15 protein-coding genes and 1 tRNA gene are annotated in these 16,351 nt (G+C 68.3%); 7 read left to right on the top strand and 9 right to left on the bottom strand.

Features of this window, described 5'->3' with window-relative positions; all coding sequences use genetic code 11:
• Positions 1–44 precede the first annotated feature (44 nt).
• Both SLUN_RS20225 and SLUN_RS20220 read right to left on the bottom strand, forming a co-directional pair.
• On the bottom strand, positions 45–1,736 hold the full coding sequence (locus tag SLUN_RS20225) for a sensor histidine kinase (protein WP_257153763.1): 1,692 nt from the start codon (positions 1,734–1,736) through the stop codon (positions 45–47).
• A 196-nt stretch (positions 1,737–1,932) separates the two neighbouring features.
• Positions 1,933–2,015, bottom strand: a tRNA-Leu gene (locus SLUN_RS20220).
• 315 nt (positions 2,016–2,330) lie between these two features.
• On the opposite strand from SLUN_RS20220, the gene SLUN_RS20215 reads away from it, so the two are divergent.
• The 6 genes from SLUN_RS20215 (at position 2,331) to pknB (ending at position 10,380) form a co-directional block, all read left to right on the top strand.
• Entirely contained in the window at positions 2,331–3,179 is an 849-nt protein-coding gene (locus SLUN_RS20215) for an FHA domain-containing protein (protein ID WP_108150309.1), read from the top strand.
• A gap of 10 nt (positions 3,180–3,189) precedes the next feature.
• On the top strand, positions 3,190–3,708 hold the full coding sequence (locus SLUN_RS20210; RefSeq protein ID WP_108150307.1) for an FHA domain-containing protein FhaB/FipA: 519 nt from the start codon (positions 3,190–3,192) through the stop codon (positions 3,706–3,708).
• Between the two features lie 129 nt (positions 3,709–3,837).
• The gene (locus SLUN_RS20205) at positions 3,838–5,334 is read left to right on the top strand and encodes a PP2C family protein-serine/threonine phosphatase (protein WP_108154846.1); all 1,497 of its coding nucleotides are present in this window, start codon (positions 3,838–3,840) and stop codon (positions 5,332–5,334) included.
• 25 nt (positions 5,335–5,359) lie between these two features.
• Positions 5,360–6,778, top strand: a complete 1,419-nt coding sequence (locus SLUN_RS20200) for an FtsW/RodA/SpoVE family cell cycle protein (protein WP_108150305.1) — start codon at positions 5,360–5,362, stop codon at positions 6,776–6,778.
• Positions 6,775–8,235: a peptidoglycan D,D-transpeptidase FtsI family protein gene (locus tag SLUN_RS20195; RefSeq protein ID WP_108150303.1), complete on the top strand. Its 1,461-nt coding sequence runs from the start codon at positions 6,775–6,777 to the stop codon at positions 8,233–8,235. The genes SLUN_RS20200 and SLUN_RS20195 overlap by 4 nt, the downstream gene beginning before the upstream one ends.
• 168 nt (positions 8,236–8,403) lie before the next feature.
• A complete protein-coding gene (gene pknB / locus SLUN_RS20185) occupies positions 8,404–10,380 on the top strand; it encodes a Stk1 family PASTA domain-containing Ser/Thr kinase (RefSeq protein ID WP_108150301.1) in 1,977 nt (658 codons plus the stop codon).
• Positions 10,381–10,491: 111 nt separating this feature from the next.
• Here the strand turns inward: pknB and SLUN_RS20180 are convergent, their stop codons facing one another.
• From SLUN_RS20180 to SLUN_RS20160, 6 genes are read right to left on the bottom strand one after another with little or no spacing between them, the layout of a single operon-like run.
• Positions 10,492–11,169 (bottom strand): class E sortase, encoded by a 678-nt coding sequence (locus SLUN_RS20180; RefSeq protein ID WP_108150299.1) that lies wholly within the window; start codon positions 11,167–11,169, stop codon positions 10,492–10,494.
• 40 nt (positions 11,170–11,209) lie between these two features.
• A complete protein-coding gene (locus SLUN_RS20175) occupies positions 11,210–12,502 on the bottom strand; it encodes a class E sortase (protein WP_108150297.1) in 1,293 nt (430 codons plus the stop codon).
• Complete coding sequence (locus SLUN_RS20170) at positions 12,433–13,071, bottom strand: aminodeoxychorismate/anthranilate synthase component II (protein WP_108150295.1); 639 nt, start codon at positions 13,069–13,071, stop codon at positions 12,433–12,435. Before SLUN_RS20170 ends, SLUN_RS20175 begins: the two co-directional genes overlap by 70 nt.
• Positions 13,068–13,241 (bottom strand): hypothetical protein, encoded by a 174-nt coding sequence (locus SLUN_RS40035; RefSeq protein ID WP_170146593.1) that lies wholly within the window; start codon positions 13,239–13,241, stop codon positions 13,068–13,070. Before SLUN_RS40035 ends, SLUN_RS20170 begins: the two co-directional genes overlap by 4 nt.
• Positions 13,242–13,297: 56 nt before the next feature.
• Positions 13,298–13,999 (bottom strand): class E sortase, encoded by a 702-nt coding sequence (locus SLUN_RS20165; RefSeq protein WP_108150293.1) that lies wholly within the window; start codon positions 13,997–13,999, stop codon positions 13,298–13,300.
• A 17-nt stretch (positions 14,000–14,016) separates the two neighbouring features.
• Entirely contained in the window at positions 14,017–14,784 is a 768-nt protein-coding gene (locus tag SLUN_RS20160) for a DUF881 domain-containing protein (protein ID WP_108150291.1), read from the bottom strand.
• A gap of 140 nt (positions 14,785–14,924) precedes the next feature.
• Between SLUN_RS20160 and crgA the strand changes: the two genes are divergently transcribed.
• On the top strand, positions 14,925–15,182 hold the full coding sequence (gene crgA, locus SLUN_RS20155) for a cell division protein CrgA (RefSeq protein ID WP_108150289.1): 258 nt from the start codon (positions 14,925–14,927) through the stop codon (positions 15,180–15,182).
• 254 nt (positions 15,183–15,436) lie between these two features.
• Here the strand turns inward: crgA and SLUN_RS20150 are convergent, their stop codons facing one another.
• On the bottom strand, positions 15,437–16,333 hold the full coding sequence (locus SLUN_RS20150; protein ID WP_108150287.1) for a rhomboid family intramembrane serine protease: 897 nt from the start codon (positions 16,331–16,333) through the stop codon (positions 15,437–15,439).
• Between the last annotated feature and the right edge of the window lie 18 nt (positions 16,334–16,351).

Here is a 16,351-nt window from a genome sequence, read left to right as displayed (position 1 = left end):
CCGGCCCGGCTCCCGCGCCCGGCGACCCCGTCACGTCCACCCCACTACCTGCTGACCTCGTAGGACTTTTTCTCGATCAGCTTGCCGCCCTTGAAGCAGAAGCGGAACACCGGCTCGGTCTCGAAGCTGTCCCCCACGTCCGAGGACATGAGTACCAGGCACTCGGAACCCTCCGGCTCCTTCGGGCCCTTACCGTCCAGCCCCATCAGCGTGATCGTGTCCCCGTTCGGCAACCGGTCGCGCACTACGTCCTCGCCGCTGCCGATCTTGACGCTCTCGTACTCACCCGGGTCGATCATCCCCTGGCTCATCGACCCCACCAGGAAGGCCAGCGCGAAGCCTCCCGCCACCACGAGCACCAGCACCAGCGCCACGCCGATCCCGCACCCCATCGCGATCCCGCCGGCCCTGCTCCTCTCCTTGCCGCCCGCCAGTTCCCGCGCCGAAACGGTCCAGTCCATGGGCGGAAGACCGTTCACCGTCGCAGCCTTCGGCGACTGCTGGCGGAAGTCGTCCTCCGCGGCGACGAACGGCGCCGCCTCCACAACTCCGTACGGCAGCACCCCCGCCACCCGGAAGCCCCCGCCGTCCGCGGGCCCCGCGTGCACCATGCCGCCGACCAGCCGCGCCCGCTCGCGCAGCCCGGTCAGCCCCTGCCCGCCGCTCACCACCTCACCCGGCGCCGGCGCCGGCGCCGCCGCGCTGACGATCTCGACGACGAACGAGTCCGGCTCGTACCTCAGCTCCACACTGATCGAAGCGCCCGGTGCGTGCTTGTACGCATTCGTCAGCGCCTCCTGCACGATTCGATACGCCGCGTGGTCGGCCGCCGCGGCAAGCGGCCGTTCCTCGCCCGCACTCCGCAGCTCCACCGTGTTCCCCGCCGTACGCGCCGACTCGACGAGCCCCACGATCCCGGCCGTCCCGCGCCCGACCAGCCCCGAGTCGTCCACCGGCGCGGGCGCCTCGACGCCGTCCCGCAGAATCCCGACGACCTCACGCAGTTCGTGCATCGCGGTCACCGAAGCGCCCCGCAGCACCCCGACCGCCTCCCGCTGCCGCGGCGTCAGCTCGGGATCCACCTCCAGCGCCCCGGTGTGCACGGAGATCAGCGCCAACTGGTGGCCGAGGCTGTCGTGCATGTCCTGGGCTATCCGCTGCCGCTCACGCAGCCGCGCCTGCCCGGCCACCAACTCGCGCTCCCACAGCAGCTGGGCGTTGCGCTCCTGCAGGGCATGCAGCAGGGTCCGGCGCTGGGTCCAGTACCTACTCGCCAGGCCCGGCACCACGGTTGTCGCCAGGAAGTACAGAGTGGTGAGCAGCAACCGGGTCATCGGTGCCTGCTGCGACCACGAGTCCTGGAGAGTGACGCCGGCGAAGAGTACGAACGCGACAGAGAACATGGCCAGCGCCCGCCCGGCGCCCACAATCCGCCGCCCCGCCGACCACCCCACGAGCATCAGCAGCGGAGCGAACCCGCTCAGCAACGGGGTCAGTGCCGCCGTCACCGCCAGTACGGTCCCCGGCATGCGGCGCCGAAGCAGCGACAGCACCACGGCGGCGATTCCAACGACCGCGAGCCGCGGCCCCTCGCCGCCCAGCAGTTCCTCGCTCCCGGCCGCCATGATGCCCAGCACAAGGGCGAGCACCACCTCGCCGGCGGTCCGCCGTCCCGGCCACAATTCGGGCGCCGCCAGCCACGTCCATCCGGCCCGGATCTTCGATGACACATCCACGCCCGCACCCTAAGCGGCCCGCCCAGCCGCCCACGGCCCACTTTCGTCGCGCCCCGGAGCGACGAACGTCGCACAGTCGCACATCCCACACTCCGGCGACCGCGGGACAGGCGACAGACACCGCACAGCCGACGGGCAGGTGCGCCGGACAACGCGGAAGCCCCGTAGGCCGATGACCTACGGGGCTTCCGTCTTGTGCGCGAGGGGGGATTTGAACCCCCACGTCCCTAAGGACACTGGCACCTGAAGCCAGCGCGTCTGCCGTTCCGCCACTCGCGCAAGAGTGGTCTGCTTGGCTCTCTCACTGGTGTGTGCGATCGCCTGGCGACATCCGGAAGATTAGCACGCTGCACAGGGCGGATTCACATCCGTTTGTTTGGCGGACCCGGTCGGCGAACAGGGAACGGAGGGCGGCCGCCCCCCACTCCTCTTGGGTACACCCCGAGTGCGGGACACTGTCAGGAGGCCGCCTCTACGATCCGTGTGAGAGGTGACACTCATCGACGGGGCAGACAAGGGGAACCAGCCGATTTCCCGACGCGTGGATACGATCAGTAGGCAGTACCAGGACGACAACGACGGAGGAGGTGCCTCATGGGAGTCCTGAAGAAGTTCGAGCAGCGACTCGAAGGTCTGGTCAACGGCACCTTCGCCAAGGTGTTCAAGTCCGAGGTCCAGCCCGTCGAGATCGCCGGCGCTCTCCAGCGCGAGTGCGACAACAACGCGACGATCTGGAATCGCGAGCGGACGGTCGTCCCCAATGATTTCATCGTCGAGCTCAGCGCGCCCGACTTCGAGCGCCTGAGCCCGTACTCCGGACAGCTCGGCGACGAACTGTCCGGGCTGGTACGCGACTACGCGAAGCAGCAGCGGTACACCTTCATGGGCCCCATCAAGGTCCACCTGGAGAAGGCGGACGACCTCGACACCGGTCTGTACCGGGTGCGCAGCCGCACCCTCGCGTCGAGTGCGTCACAGTCCCCGGAGCGGGCACCCGCAGCCCCCGGTCCCGCCGCCCCCCAGGTCGGCGCCCGCGGTGGCTACGGCTATCCGCCCGCCGCAGCACCTCCCATGCCGGCCGCGCCGCCTCCGGGCGGCGGCCGCCCCGCGCCCGTCGCGGACCGACGCCCGGCACCCGGTCCAGGACCGATGCCGAGCACCCAAGTACGACGCTGGATCGAGATCAACGGCACACGCCATCAGATCTCCCGCCCGACGCTGGTGCTGGGTCGCAGCACCGACGCCGATGTGCGGATCGACGACCCCGGCGTATCGCGCCGGCACTGTGAGATCCGGACCGGAACGCCCTCGACGATCCAGGATCTCGGGTCTACCAACGGCATCGTGGTAGACGGGCAGCACACCACCCGCGCTACGCTCCGCGACGGCTCGCGGATCGTCGTGGGCAACACCACCATCGTTTACCGGCAAGCCGAAGGGTGAAGCGGGGGCAATGTCAGAGCTGACCCTGACGGTCATGCGGCTAGGTTTCCTGGCCGTTCTGTGGCTGTTCGTGATTGTGGCCGTCCAGGTCATCCGCAGCGACCTGTTCGGTACGCGCGTCACGCAACGCGGCTCACGCCGCAATGCCGACGCGCGTGCCCAGCAGGCGCGCCAGAGTGCCGCGCCACCGCAGCAGCGCCAGCAGACCGCCGGCAGCGGCCGCCAGCGCCGTGGTGCGCCCACCAAACTGGTCGTGTCCGAAGGCACCCTCACCGGCACCACGGTGGCGCTGCAGGGCCAGACCATCACGCTGGGCCGCGCGCACGACTCAACGATCGTGCTGGACGACGACTATGCGTCCAGCAGGCATGCCAGGATCTACCCGGACCGTGACGGCCAGTGGATCGTCGAGGATCTCGGGTCCACCAACGGCACATATCTCGACCGGACCCGACTCACCACCCCGACACCGATTCCGCTGGGCGCGCCGATCCGCATCGGCAAGACCGTCATCGAGCTGCGGAAGTAGTACGACAATGAGCGAGCGGAGCGAGCGAGCCGCACCGGTCCTGACAGCGGACCGGGACGGGCTCCCGACCGGAGGGTGGGCAGTGTGGCTCGAGAGCGGCTGTACCCCGAGCCGACGGGCGAGGTGCGCATGAGTCTGTCTCTGCGCTTCGCCGCCGGGTCGCACAAGGGCATGATCCGGGAGGGCAACGAGGACTCCGGCTACGCCGGCCCCCGCCTTCTGGCCATCGCCGACGGCATGGGTGGTCAGGCCGCCGGTGAGGTCGCCTCGTCGGAAGTCATCTCCACGCTCGTCACGCTCGACGACGACGTACCCGGCTCGGACATCCTCACCTCGCTCGGCACGGCCGTGCAGCGCGCCAACGACCAGTTGCGCCTGATGGTCGAGGAGGACCCTCAGCTCGAGGGCATGGGCACCACGCTCACCGCGTTGCTCTGGACCGGCCAGCGGCTCGGCCTCGTACACGTCGGTGACTCCCGCGCCTATCTGCTCCGCGACGGCGTCCTGACCCAGATCACCCAGGACCACACGTGGGTGCAGCGGCTGGTCGACGAGGGCCGGATCACCGAAGAGGAAGCCACCACCCACCCGCAGCGCTCCCTGCTGATGCGCGCGCTGGGCAGCGGCGAACATGTCGAGCCCGACCTCTCCATCCGCGAGGTCCGCGCCGGCGACCGGTATCTGATCTGCTCCGACGGACTGTCCGGCGTCGTCTCCCATCAGACGATGGAGGACACCCTCGCCGACTACCAGGGCCCGCAGGAGACCGTGCAGGCGCTGATCCAGCTCGCGCTGCGCGGCGGCGGCCCCGACAACATCACCTGCATCGTCGCCGACGTCCTCGACACCGACTCCAACGACACCCTGGCCGCCCAGCTCAACGACACCCCGGTCGTGGTCGGCGCGGTCGCCGAGAACCAGCTCCAGCTGAACGACGGCGGCGCCATGCAGACCCCGGCGGGGCGCGCGGCCGGCCTCGGCCGCCCCGTACCGCCGCAGCACTCCGGCGGCTTCGGCCCGCCCGGAAGCGGCGACGACATGGGGTACGGCGGAATGCCGCCGGAGGGCAGCTTCGGCGCGTACAGCGACGAGGACTTCATCAAGCCGCGCGGCGGCCGCAGGTGGCTGAAGAGATCCTTCTACATCGTGCTCGCCCTGGCGGTCGTCGGCGGCGGTCTGTACGGCGGCTACCGCTGGACCCAGACCCAGTACTTCGTCGGCTCCAACAACGAGCACGTGGCCCTCTACCAGGGCATCAGCCAGGACCTGGCCTGGGTCTCGCTCTCGAAGGTCCAGAAGGACCACCCCGAGATCGAACTCAAGTACCTCCCGCCCTACCAGCGCAAGCAGGTCGAGGCGACGATCACCGAGGACGGCCTCGACAAGGCGCGCACGAAGATCCAGGAGCTCGCCGACCAGGCCGCCGCCTGCAAGAAGGACGAGCAGCGCCGCGATGCCGCCGACCGCGCGAGCACGCCGCCGCCCGGCGAGGGCGAGGCCGGCGGCACCACCGGCAAGCCCACCACCCAGAACGCACAGACCAAGCCGAACGCACCTACTCCCACTCCGGGCCCCACCCTCTCGGAGGAGGAGCAGAAGCTGGCCTCGAACTGCGGTAAGCAGTAGTCGGCCGTAGGGGGCCTCCTTCACCATGAGCGTTGTCACCAACACCACCACGATCGGCGCGATCGAAGCACCGAGCCGCCGCAACACCGAGCTGATGCTGCTCGCGTTCGCCGTTGCCATCCCGGTGTTCGCGTACATCAATGTGGGCCTCGCCATGGACGGCGAGCTGCCCACCGGAGTACTCGGTTACGGGCTCGGCCTCGGCCTCCTCGCGGGCGTGGCCCACCTTGTGGTGCGGAAGTTCGCCAAGTACGCCGACCCGCTGCTGCTGCCCCTGGCGACGCTGCTGAACGGTCTCGGGCTGGTTCTGGTCTGGCGGCTCGACCAGTCTCCGCGCCTCATCGCGCGCGCCGAGACCCTGTTCGGCGCCTTCAGCCCCGACGCCCCCAAGCAGCTGCTGTACTCCGCGATCGGCATCGCTCTCTTCGTCGCCGTGCTGCTCATCCTCAAAGACCACCGCATCCTGCAGCGCTACACGTACATCTCCATGGCGGTGGCGCTGCTCCTGCTGATCCTGCCCATGTTCTTCCCCTCGGTGAACGGCGCGAAGATCTGGATCAGCCTCGGCCCCTTCTCCATCCAGCCCGGAGAGTTCGCGAAGATCATCATCGCGGTCTTCTTCTCCGGCTACCTGATGGTGAAGCGCGATGCCCTGGCGCTCGCCAGCCGCCGCTTCATGGGCCTGTATCTGCCACGGGGCCGTGACCTCGGACCGATTCTGGTCGTCTGGGCCATCTCGATCCTGATCCTCGTCTTCGAGACGGACCTCGGCACCTCGCTGCTGTTCTTCGGCCTCTTCGTGATCATGCTGTACGTCGCCACGGAACGCACCAGCTGGATCGTCTTCGGCCTGCTGATGTCCGCGGCCGGAGCGGTCGGCGTGGCCACCTTCGAACCCCACGTCCAGTCCCGCGTCAACGCCTGGCTCGACCCGTTCGCCTGCTACTCGACCGACACGAGCGGTGCCTGCGAGCAGATCTCCAACGCGATCATGTCCTTCGGCTCCGGCGGCACCCTCGGCACCGGACTGGGCCAGGGCAACTCCGACCTCATCGGCTTCGCCGCCAACGCCGACTTCATCCTCTCCACGGTTGGCGAAGAGCTGGGCCTGGCCGGGATGATGGCGTTCCTGCTGATCTACGGTCTGATCGTGGAGCGCGGTGTACGCACCGCCCTCGCCGCCCGCGACCCCTTCGGCAAGCTCCTCGCGATCGGCCTCTCCGGAGCCTTCGCCATCCAGGTCTTCGTCGTCGCCGGCGGTGTGATGGGCCTCATCCCGCTGACCGGTATGACGATGCCGTTCGTCGCGGCCGGCGGTTCTTCCGTGATCGCCAACTGGGCTCTGATCGGGATCCTCATCCGTATCAGCGACACCGCGCGCCGTCCCGCGCCGGCTCCCGCCCCGTCCCCCGACGCCGAGATGACCCAGGTGGTCCGACCGTGAACAAGCCCCTGCGCCGGATCGCCATCTTCTGCGGCCTGCTCGTCCTCGCCCTGATGGTGCGCACCAACTGGCTCCAGTACGTCCAGGCCGAAGACCTGAACACGAACTCCAAGAACAAACGGATCCAGATCGAGCGGTACGCCAGCGAGCGCGGCAACATCATCGTCGACGGCAAGCCCATCACCGGCTCAGTCGACTCGAACGACGAGTACTTCAAGTACAAGCGCACCTACGTCAACGGCCCCATGTGGGCCCCGGTGACCGGATACGCCTCGCAGGCCTACGACGCCAACCAGATCGAGAAGATCGAGGACGGCATCCTCACCGGCAACAGCGACCAGCTCTTCTTCGACCGCACGATGGCGATGTTCACCGGCGACAAGAAGAAGGGCGGCAACGTCGTCACCACCCTCAACGGAGCCGCCCAGAAGGCCGCCTACGACGGCCTCGGCAACAAGAAGGGCGCCGTCGCCGCGATCGACCCCAAGACGGGCAAGATCCTCGCGCTGGCCTCCACACCCTCGTACGACCCCGCCACCTTCGCCGGCTACTCCGGCAAGGACGAGAAGGCGTGGCTGGCGCTGGAGCGCGACAAGGACAAGCCGAAGCTCAACCGCGCACTGCGCGAGGTCTACCCGCCCGGCTCCACCTTCAAGGTGGTCACCGCGGCCGCGGCCCTGGAGCACGGCGTCGTCGACGACATCGACGCGGCCACCGACACCCCTGAGCCGTTCCTCCTGCCCACCACCCGTGTTCCGATGGTCAACCACGCCAACGGCTGCAAGAACGCCAGCCTCAACCAGGCGCTCAAGGTCTCCTGCAACTCCGTCTTCGCCAACCTCGGCGACAAGGTCACCCGCGACAAGATGGTGGAGACGGCGCAGAAGTTCGGATTCAACAACCCGGAGATCGACATCCCGGTACGCGCGGCCGCCTCCGTCTACGACAAGGCGATGGACCGCCCCCAGAACTCCCTCTCCTCCATCGGACAGTTCAACACCGCCACCACCCCCCTCCAGATGGCCATGGTCACCGCGGCGATCGCCAACGACGGCAAGCTGATGAAGCCGTACATGATCGACCAGCTGGAAGCGCCCAACCTCGACGTCATCGAGAAGACCGAGCCGCAGGAGATGAGCCGCCCGCTCTCCCAGAAGAACGCGCAGCTCCTCCAGCAGATGATGGAGAACGTCGTCGAGAACGGCACCGGCGGCAACGCCAAGATCGATGACGTGACCGTCGGCGGCAAGACGGGCACCGCCCAGCACGGCGAGAACAACAGCAAGAACCCGTACGCCTGGTTCATCTCGTACGCGAAGGCCGCCGACGGATCTACTGTCGCCGTCGCGGTCGTGGTCGAGGACAGCGAGGCCAAGCGCGACGACATCAGCGGCGGCGGCCTCGCGGCCCCCATCGCCAAGGACGTGATGCAGGCGGTACTGGACAGCAAGAAGTGACGCGGATCACGTCTGGCGCCCATACCTGCACATTGCGATACCGGTCGGGTATCAGGTGACGGTCACGGGCGGATCAGGTGCGGCGTGGCCGGTAGCGTATGCGCGAACAGCACACCGCCGGACCACACACGGGTGCGGTCGGGACTGACGGAGAGGGCTGGAACAGTTATGGAAGAGCCGCGTCGCCTCGGCGGCCGGTACGAACTGGGCTCGGTGCTCGGCCGTGGTGGCATGGCGGAGGTCTACCTCGCCCACGACACCCGGCTCGGCCGCACCGTCGCCGTGAAGACGCTGCGGGCCGACCTCGCCCGCGATCCGTCCTTCCAGGCCCGGTTCCGCCGTGAGGCCCAGTCGGCCGCCTCGCTCAATCACCCCGCGATCGTCGCTGTCTACGACACGGGCGAGGACTACGTCGACGGGGTCTCGATCCCGTACATCGTGATGGAGTACGTCGACGGGTCCACGCTCAGAGAGCTGCTGCACTCCGGGCGCAGACTGCTGCCCGAGCGCACCCTCGAGATGACCATCGGCATCCTCCAGGCGCTGGAGTACTCGCACCGCGCCGGAATCGTCCACCGCGACATCAAGCCGGCGAACGTCATGCTGACGCGCACCGGCCAGGTCAAGGTCATGGACTTCGGCATCGCCCGCGCCATGGGCGACTCCGGGATGACGATGACCCAGACCGCGGCCGTGATCGGCACCGCCCAGTACCTGTCCCCGGAGCAGGCCAAGGGCGAGCAGGTCGACGCGCGCTCCGACCTGTACTCCACGGGCTGCCTGCTCTACGAGCTCCTCACCGTCCGTCCCCCCTTCGTGGGCGACTCCCCGGTGGCCGTGGCGTATCAGCACGTACGGGAAGAGCCGCAGCCGCCGAGCAACTTCGACCCCGAGATCACGCCCGAGATGGACGCCATCGTCCTGAAGGCCCTGGTCAAGGACCCCGACTACCGCTACCAGTCGGCCGACGAGATGCGCGCGGACATCGAGGCCTGCCTCGACGGCCAGCCGGTCGCGGCGACGGCGGCGATGGGCTCGGTCGGCTACGGCGGCTACGGCTCGGACGACCAGCCGACCACGGCACTGCGCCAGGCCGACCCGGCCGGCCAGACGTCGATGCTCCCGCCGGTGAACCCCGACGGCGGCGGCTACGGCGGTTACGACGACCGCCCCGACCGCCGCCGCCAGAAGAAGTCGAACACCTCGACGATCCTGCTGGTGCTCGCGGGCATCCTCGTACTGGTCGGCGCGGTACTGATCGGCAAGTCGGTCTTCGGCGGCGGGGGCGGCAACGGCGATGTGCCGGTGCCGCTGCTCGTGGGCAAGACCTTCGATGAGGCCAAGGTTCTGGCGACCAATGCAGGCGTGGAGGTCGCGCAGTCCGGCACGGACCGGTGCGACCAGCCGAAGGGCAGTATCTGCACCCAGACTCCGGACGGGGGCAAGATGAAGGAGGGCGACACCGTCCAGGTCGTCGTCTCCGAGGGCGCCCCCAAGATCGAGGTCCCCGACGTCACGGACAAGCCGGTGGACAAGGCGACGCAGATCCTGGAGGGCAAGGTCTTCAAGGTCAAGACCAAGGAGATCGAGTCCGACGAGGATCCCGGCACTGTCCTCACGCAGAGCCCGGTGGGCGGTGCTCAGGCCGAGAAGAACTCCACGGTCACCCTCACCGTCGCCAAGCAGACCAAGGTGCCGGTGCCTCCGGTGGTGGGCGCGCAGTTCGACGCCGCCAAGGCCCAGCTCGAAGGCCTCGAATTCACGGTCGCGCGGGTCGACGTGGACTCCACCGAGCCGGCGGGCCAGGTCATCAAGCAGGACCCGGCGGGCAACTCGAAGGCGGCCAAGGGCGCGACGATCACCCTGACCGTCTCCAAGGGCCCGCAGACACCGCAGGTTCCGGTTCCCCAGATCCGGGGTATGACGGTCGCCCAGGCAAAGCAGCAGCTGGCACAGAGCGGATTCACAACCGTCGGGTTCGCTCCTGGAAGCTCGCAGGACGACAACGCCTTGGTCACCAACACCGACCCGCAGCCCGGCACCCAGGTGGACCCGGCGACCACGACGGTCACCCTCACCACTGTCGGCGGCGGCGGCAACGGCGGCGGCAACGGCGGCGGATTCATCGGCGGCGGCGACGGCTAGCCGCCCTCCTCCGTAACAGCACTCCGTACGGCAGATGCCCCGGCACCCAACCAAGGATGCCGGGGCTTCTCGCTTCCGCAGCGTCCGCCGTGTCCGTGCCGACCGCTGCGGCTAGCGCAGTTCCTCCGGCGGCGTACGGTCGCTGTCGACCTTCACCGTGCGCTCCAGCTCGCCCCAGACGATGTAGCGGTAGTCCGACGTGAAGACGGGCGTACAGGTCGTCAGCGTGATGTAGCGCCCCGGCTTCGTCTTCCCCGACTCCTTCGGGACCGGCTGCAGCACGGCCACGTTGTACTTCGAGGTCTCCTTGAGCTCCTTGTAGACCTTGTAGACGTACCAGGTGTCCCGGGTCTCGAAGACGATCGCATCGCCGTTCTTCAGCTTGTGGATGTTGTGGAACTTCGCTCCGTGCCCGTCCCGGTGCGCGGCCAGCGTGAAGTTCCCCTTGCTGTCCCAGGGGAGCGCCGACTTGATCGGGTCGGTGTAGTAGCCGGCGATGCCGTTGTTCAGGGCCTTGGAGTCGGTGCCCTTCTTCACCAGCACCTCACCGCTGTTCATGGCGGGTACGTGGAGGAAGCCGATGCCGTCCTTGGTGTCGAGGGCGCCGGGACCGCTGTTCGCCCAGCCGTCGCGCATCTGGTCGCCCTGCTTGGAGGCCTCGCGGTCGGCGAGGACGTTCGTCCACCACAGTGAGTAGACGACGAAGAGCCCCAGCACCACGCCCGCTGTGATCAGCAGCTCGCCGAAGACACTGATGGAGCCGACGATCCGGCTACGCGCACGTGACACTGCACCTGTTCCCGTCTTGAAGTCCCACAGCCCACTGCGTTCAGCCGACGAGCGCGTCGGGTTTGCCCTTGCTGCGCGGCCGTTCCTCGACCATCTTGCCCCACACGATCATTCGGTACGTACTCGTGAATTCCGGCGTGCACGTCGTCAGCGTGATGTACCTGCCCGGCTCCGTGAATCCGGAGCCCGGCGGCACCGGACCGATCACGCCGACGTTCGACGGCGAGGTCTGGGGGAGGATGCTCGCCATCGTGTACGTGTAGTACGCGTCCTGCGTCTCAACGACGATCGGGTCCCCCGGCTTGAGACGGTTGATGTACCGGAACGGTTCGCCGTGCGTGTTGCGATGGCCCGCGACAGCGAAGTTGCCCGACTTGTCCGCGGGCATCGCGGTCTCGAGCTTGCCCTCGGCGTAGTGGCCGACCATGCCGCGGTCGAGGACCTTGGGCTTGCTGATGCCCTCGGCGATCGGGACGACCACGTCCAGCTTGGGGATGTGCATGATGGCGAAGCCCTGACCCGGCTCGAACACACCCGGCGTGCGGCCCTTCGCCCAGCCGTCCTGGATCTTGTTGGTCTCCTGGTTGGCCTGCTGCCCGGCGCGGACGTTCGTCCACCACAGCTGGTAGGTGACGAACAGCAGCAGCAGCACGCCGAAGGAGATGAAGAGTTCGCCGATGGCACGGCTGGCGATGACGGCGGGGCTGTCCTTGAGCGCACGCGCGGCACGGCGGGCCTCGACGCGCGACAGGGGCTTGGCGGGCGCGGAGGTGTCGGAGGCGGTGGGAGCGGGCTCAGGACGCCTACGGCCCCGGCCCTTGGCCGCCCTGCGGCGCTCGGCGCGACCGGGACCCGTGGGGGTCTCCGCCGCGCGGCGGGTGTCCGAGGTACGCAGGGCAACGGTCTCGTCGTCCGGTACGGGTAGGGGACCGGACGCCGGCAGGGGTGCCGGAACCGGCTCCGGTGCTGGAGCCGGGTCGAACATCGGCTGCGGATCGGGCATCGGCCGACGCTGGGGCCGGGCCTGCGGCCGGGGCTGGGCCTGAGGCCGGGGCTGCGGTGCCGGCTCCTGCTCCGGCTGTACGTACCAGTCCCGCTGGTACCCCTCGGGGTCGTACCACTCCTGCGGCTGCTGCACGGGCTGCGGCTGCTGGGGCAGCTCCTCCTCCGGAACGCCTGTCGGCCGGAACCACGGCGAGCCGAGCTCCCCCGGCGGCAGCGGATCCGTCAGCGGGTCGTACTCGTCCTCCGGACCGACGGCACTCACGCCACAGCCTTGCCCACCACCGGTGCGAGCCCCGCCGACCGGCCGATCGCCCCGGTGTCGCCGCACTGCTCCAGCCAGTTGGCGAGCATCAGATGGCCGTGCTCGGTGAGGACCGACTCGGGGTGGAACTGCACGCCCTCGACGGCCAGTTCACGGTGGCGCAGCCCCATGATGATGCCGTCCGCCGTCCGCGCCGTGACCTCCAGCTCGTCCGGCAGCTCCGCCGGCTCGGCGGCCAGCGAGTGGTAGCGCGTGGCGGTGAAGGGCGAAGGCAGTCCGGCGAAGACGCCCTTGCCCTCGTGGGTGACGAGCGAGGTCTTGCCGTGCAGCAGCTCGGGGGCGCGGCCCACCACACCGCCGTACGCCACCGCCATCGACTGCATCCCCAGGCAGACGCCGAAGACGGGCACGCCGGTGTCCGCACAGTGCCGCACCATGTCGATACACACACCGGCCTGCTCGGGCGCTCCCGGACCGGGGGACAGCAGCACTCCGTCGAAACCGTCCTGGGCGTGCGCGAGTTCAACCTCGTCGTTCCGCCGGACCTCGCACTCGGCGCCGAGCTGGTACAGGTACTGGACGAGGTTGAAGACGAAGCTGTCGTAATTGTCGACGACCAGGATGCGGGCGCTCATCGGGCCGTCCCCGCCCCGTCGACCGTCACATCGTTGAACGGAAGCAGCGGCTCCGCCCACGGGAAGACGTACTGGAACAGCATGTAGACGACCGCGAGGGCGAGCACGAGCGAGATGAACGCCCGCACCCATGCGTTGCCCGGCAGATGCCGCCAGATCCAGCCGTACATGCTGTCCCTTTCCGTTTGGTACCGCACCAGACTAAAGGGCGGCAGGGGCGCATGGGTCAGCTGCGCAAAGCTTCCGGTTTGCCGTCGGTCACAGGCTGGGTGGCGTCCAGATGCGCCCAGGCGATCAGGCGATGGCTGCTGCCCCACTCCGGATCGCAGGTGGTCAGCGTCAGATAGCGCCCCGGCCCGTCGAATCCCGACTTTCGCGGGACGGGGTCGATGACGCCGACATCGCCCGGCACGGTCCGGTAGGGCTTCTTGTCGATGCGGTACGTGAACCAGGTCGTCCCGTCCGTCAGCACCACGGCGTCCCCGGGCCGCAGCTTCGGGAAATCCTTGAACGGATCCCCGTACGTACGGCGGTGGCCGGCGACCGAGAAGTTGCCGCCGCCGCCGAGCGCGGCGGTGGAGCTGTAGTGCCCGAGGCCCTTCTGGAGCGTGCGCACCTTGGTGCCTTCCAGGACCGGCCAGTCCCAGCGCCCTCCGAAGCGGGGGATGTACATGACGGCGAAGGGCTTGCCGTCGCGGTACGCCTCCGGAGCAGGGTCGGGGGCGGGGGGCGTCGCCGTGGGTTCCGGCGCGGGGGCCGCGACCGGGCCCTGCGACCACTCCTCCTGGAGCTTGTCGATCTGTCCGTCAGTGGCACTGCCGGCCTTGATACCGGTCCAGAACAGCACGTACACCACAAAGAGCACGATCAGGGTGCCGACGGTGATGCAGAGTTCGCTGAAGGTCCTGACGATCAGCCGTACCGACACCGTCCCCCCAGGCGCTGCTACTTCACAGGCTTCGCGTAGTGGAGATCCACTGTGCCCGAGTAGCCGGGGAGAGTCACCGCCTCGCGCTCGTCGACTTTCCAGCCGAGGCCGTACGCCTTCACATACAGCTGGTAGTTCTGGATCGCCGGGGAGGTGGTGAGCGCCTTCTCGAGGGCGCTCTGGTCGCCGACAGCGGTGATCTTGTACGGCGGTGAGTAGACGCGCCCCTGGAGGATCAGCGTGTTCCCCACGCACCGGACGGCGCTGGTGGAGATCAGCCGCTGGTCCATGACCTGGATGCCCTTGGCGCCGCCCTTCCACAGGGCATTGACGACGGCCTGCAGGTCTTGCTGGTGGATGACCAGGTCATTGGCCTGCGGCTCGGGGTAGCCGGGGGCGGCCTGGGCATTGGGCGGGGCGTCGTTGAGGGTGACCGTGAGGCCCGGTCCGCTGAGCTTCCTGGTGCCCGCGGCCTGCTCCAGGGCGCCCAGCTTCGCGTCCTCGGCCTTGGTGGAGCCGTCGTCACGCCGGGCGAGGGCGTCGACGTCGTCGCGTACCGACGCGGTGGACTCGTCGAGATCGCCGTTCTTGGCACTGCGCTGCTCGATCAGGTCGGAGAGCTTCAGCAGCGAGCCGTCCGTACGCAGGTTGGTGCCCTTGGCGGTATTGAAGCTGGTCACGAAGATCAGCCCGGCGAGAGCGAAGACGGCAGCGCTCAGCAGCCGGACCGGCCGCCAGTCGAAGCGGTGGACCGGCCCTTGGGGGGAGTCGGCAGAATTGCTCAACGTACCCTTATCTCCTTAGGCGCCGCGGAAGCACTACGCTAACGGACGCCCGGGCTCAGCAGTGGTCCCCCTCGCTTCAGCCCCGGCGCCAGCCACAGTTCCCTGCGCGGTAACGCAGCGCATCGACAGGAGAGTCCCTCGTGCCGAAGTCACGTATCCGCAAGAAGGCCGATTTCACGCCGCCGCCGGCTACGAAGCAGGCGACCAGTATCAAGCTGACCAACCGCAGCTGGGTCGCACCGGTGATGCTCGCTCTGTTCCTGATCGGGCTCGCCTGGATCGTCCTGTTCTATGTGACCGAGGGCGATCTGCCGATCAAGAGTTTCGGCAACTGGAACATCGTCGCCGGCTTCGGCTTCATCGCCGCCGGCTTCGGCGTCTCCACCCAGTGGAAGTAGCCGCTTCGCAGCCCGCCCGTCAAGCCCTGCCCTGAGGTTATCCACAGCGTTGTCCACAGTGGGGAAAAGGTCTGACGATCTGTGGATAACCCTCGCAGCGTTGACGCCGGTGTGACTGCATCGGCCATGCTGGTGAAGCGAACCGCCCCTTGTCCCTGCTGGGAAAACCCAGTTCAGCGACAAGGGGCACGCTTGTTCCCCACAGCATGCACAAGATCGGACACACGCTGTGGACAACTTTGGGGATAGCACGCTCAGGTGAGCGAGACGGTCCTGGCCACCACGATCCCGACCGTCGCGAGAAGGACCAGCGCACAGGTCCCGACCTGCACGAGCGTGCGGTGCTCGCGGGGCGCGTAGACCAGGCCGAGGGTGACGAGCGCGCCTACCACCAGGCCGCCGATGTGCCCCTCCCAGGAGATGCCCTCCCTGGTGAAGGTGAGGAGCAGGCTCAGCGCGAGGATCGCAATGACGGGCCTCATATCGAGGTTCACGCGTCGCGCTAGCACGGCGAACGCGCCCATCAGACCGAAGATGGCGCCCGAGGCACCGAGCGAAGGCTGGTTCGGGGCAGCGATCAGATAGGCGAGGGTGCTGCCGCCGAGGCCCGAAAGCAGATAGACGGCGATGAAGCGGCTGCGGCCGAGCGCCGGCTCCACGAGTCTGCCCAGGAACCACAGGCTCACCATGTTGAACAGGATGTGCGACACCTCTTGGTGCAGAAACGTCGAAGTGAGCAGCCGGTACCACTCACCGTCGGCCACTCCGACCACCGCGTTGAGCTGTGGGCTGAAGGCATATCCGATCAGGTCCGTCTCGGCGACAAATCGGTCGCGGAGCGCGAGCACCACCACGAAGACCGCGACATTGATCGCGACGAGGATCTTGGTGACCAGGAAGGAGTCGGCCACGATGGTGCCTCCGGCCACCGTCCGCGGCTGGTTCGCCGTCGGGCCGTGTCCCGTACCGGAGCCGGTCCGTACGCACTCCGGGCACTGGAATCCGACCGACGCGCTGACCATGCAGTCCGGGCAGATCGGGCGCTCGCAGCGAGTGCAGCGGATGCCCGTATCGCGGCCCGGATGCCGGTAGCAACTGGGCAGCCCGTGCGCGTCCTGCGGCTCCTGCGGACTGCCTGGCGCCTGGTCCATGAGGTCCCTCAATCTCCC

The sequence above is a fragment of the Streptomyces lunaelactis genome (genome assembly GCF_003054555.1).
In the GTDB taxonomy this organism is placed as follows: domain Bacteria; phylum Actinomycetota; class Actinomycetes; order Streptomycetales; family Streptomycetaceae; genus Streptomyces; species Streptomyces lunaelactis.
The sequence above is the reverse complement of the archived record's forward strand: the minus strand, read 5'-3'. Positions and strand labels throughout refer to the sequence as shown.

Coding starts and splice junctions, on each gene's coding strand:
- SLUN_RS20215 (WP_108150309.1), top strand. CDS start 2,331: ATGGGAGTCCTGAAGAAGTTCGAGCAGCGACTCGAAGGTCTGGTCAAC.
- SLUN_RS20210 (WP_108150307.1), top strand. CDS start 3,190: ATGTCAGAGCTGACCCTGACGGTCATGCGGCTAGGTTTCCTGGCCGTT.
- SLUN_RS20205 (WP_108154846.1), top strand. CDS start 3,838: ATGAGTCTGTCTCTGCGCTTCGCCGCCGGGTCGCACAAGGGCATGATC.
- SLUN_RS20200 (WP_108150305.1), top strand. CDS start 5,360: ATGAGCGTTGTCACCAACACCACCACGATCGGCGCGATCGAAGCACCG.
- pknB (WP_108150301.1), top strand. CDS start 8,404: ATGGAAGAGCCGCGTCGCCTCGGCGGCCGGTACGAACTGGGCTCGGTG.
- SLUN_RS20170 (WP_108150295.1), bottom strand. CDS start 13,071: ATGAGCGCCCGCATCCTGGTCGTCGACAATTACGACAGCTTCGTCTTC.
- SLUN_RS40035 (WP_170146593.1), bottom strand. CDS start 13,241: ATGTACGGCTGGATCTGGCGGCATCTGCCGGGCAACGCATGGGTGCGG.
- SLUN_RS20150 (WP_108150287.1), bottom strand. CDS start 16,333: ATGGACCAGGCGCCAGGCAGTCCGCAGGAGCCGCAGGACGCGCACGGG.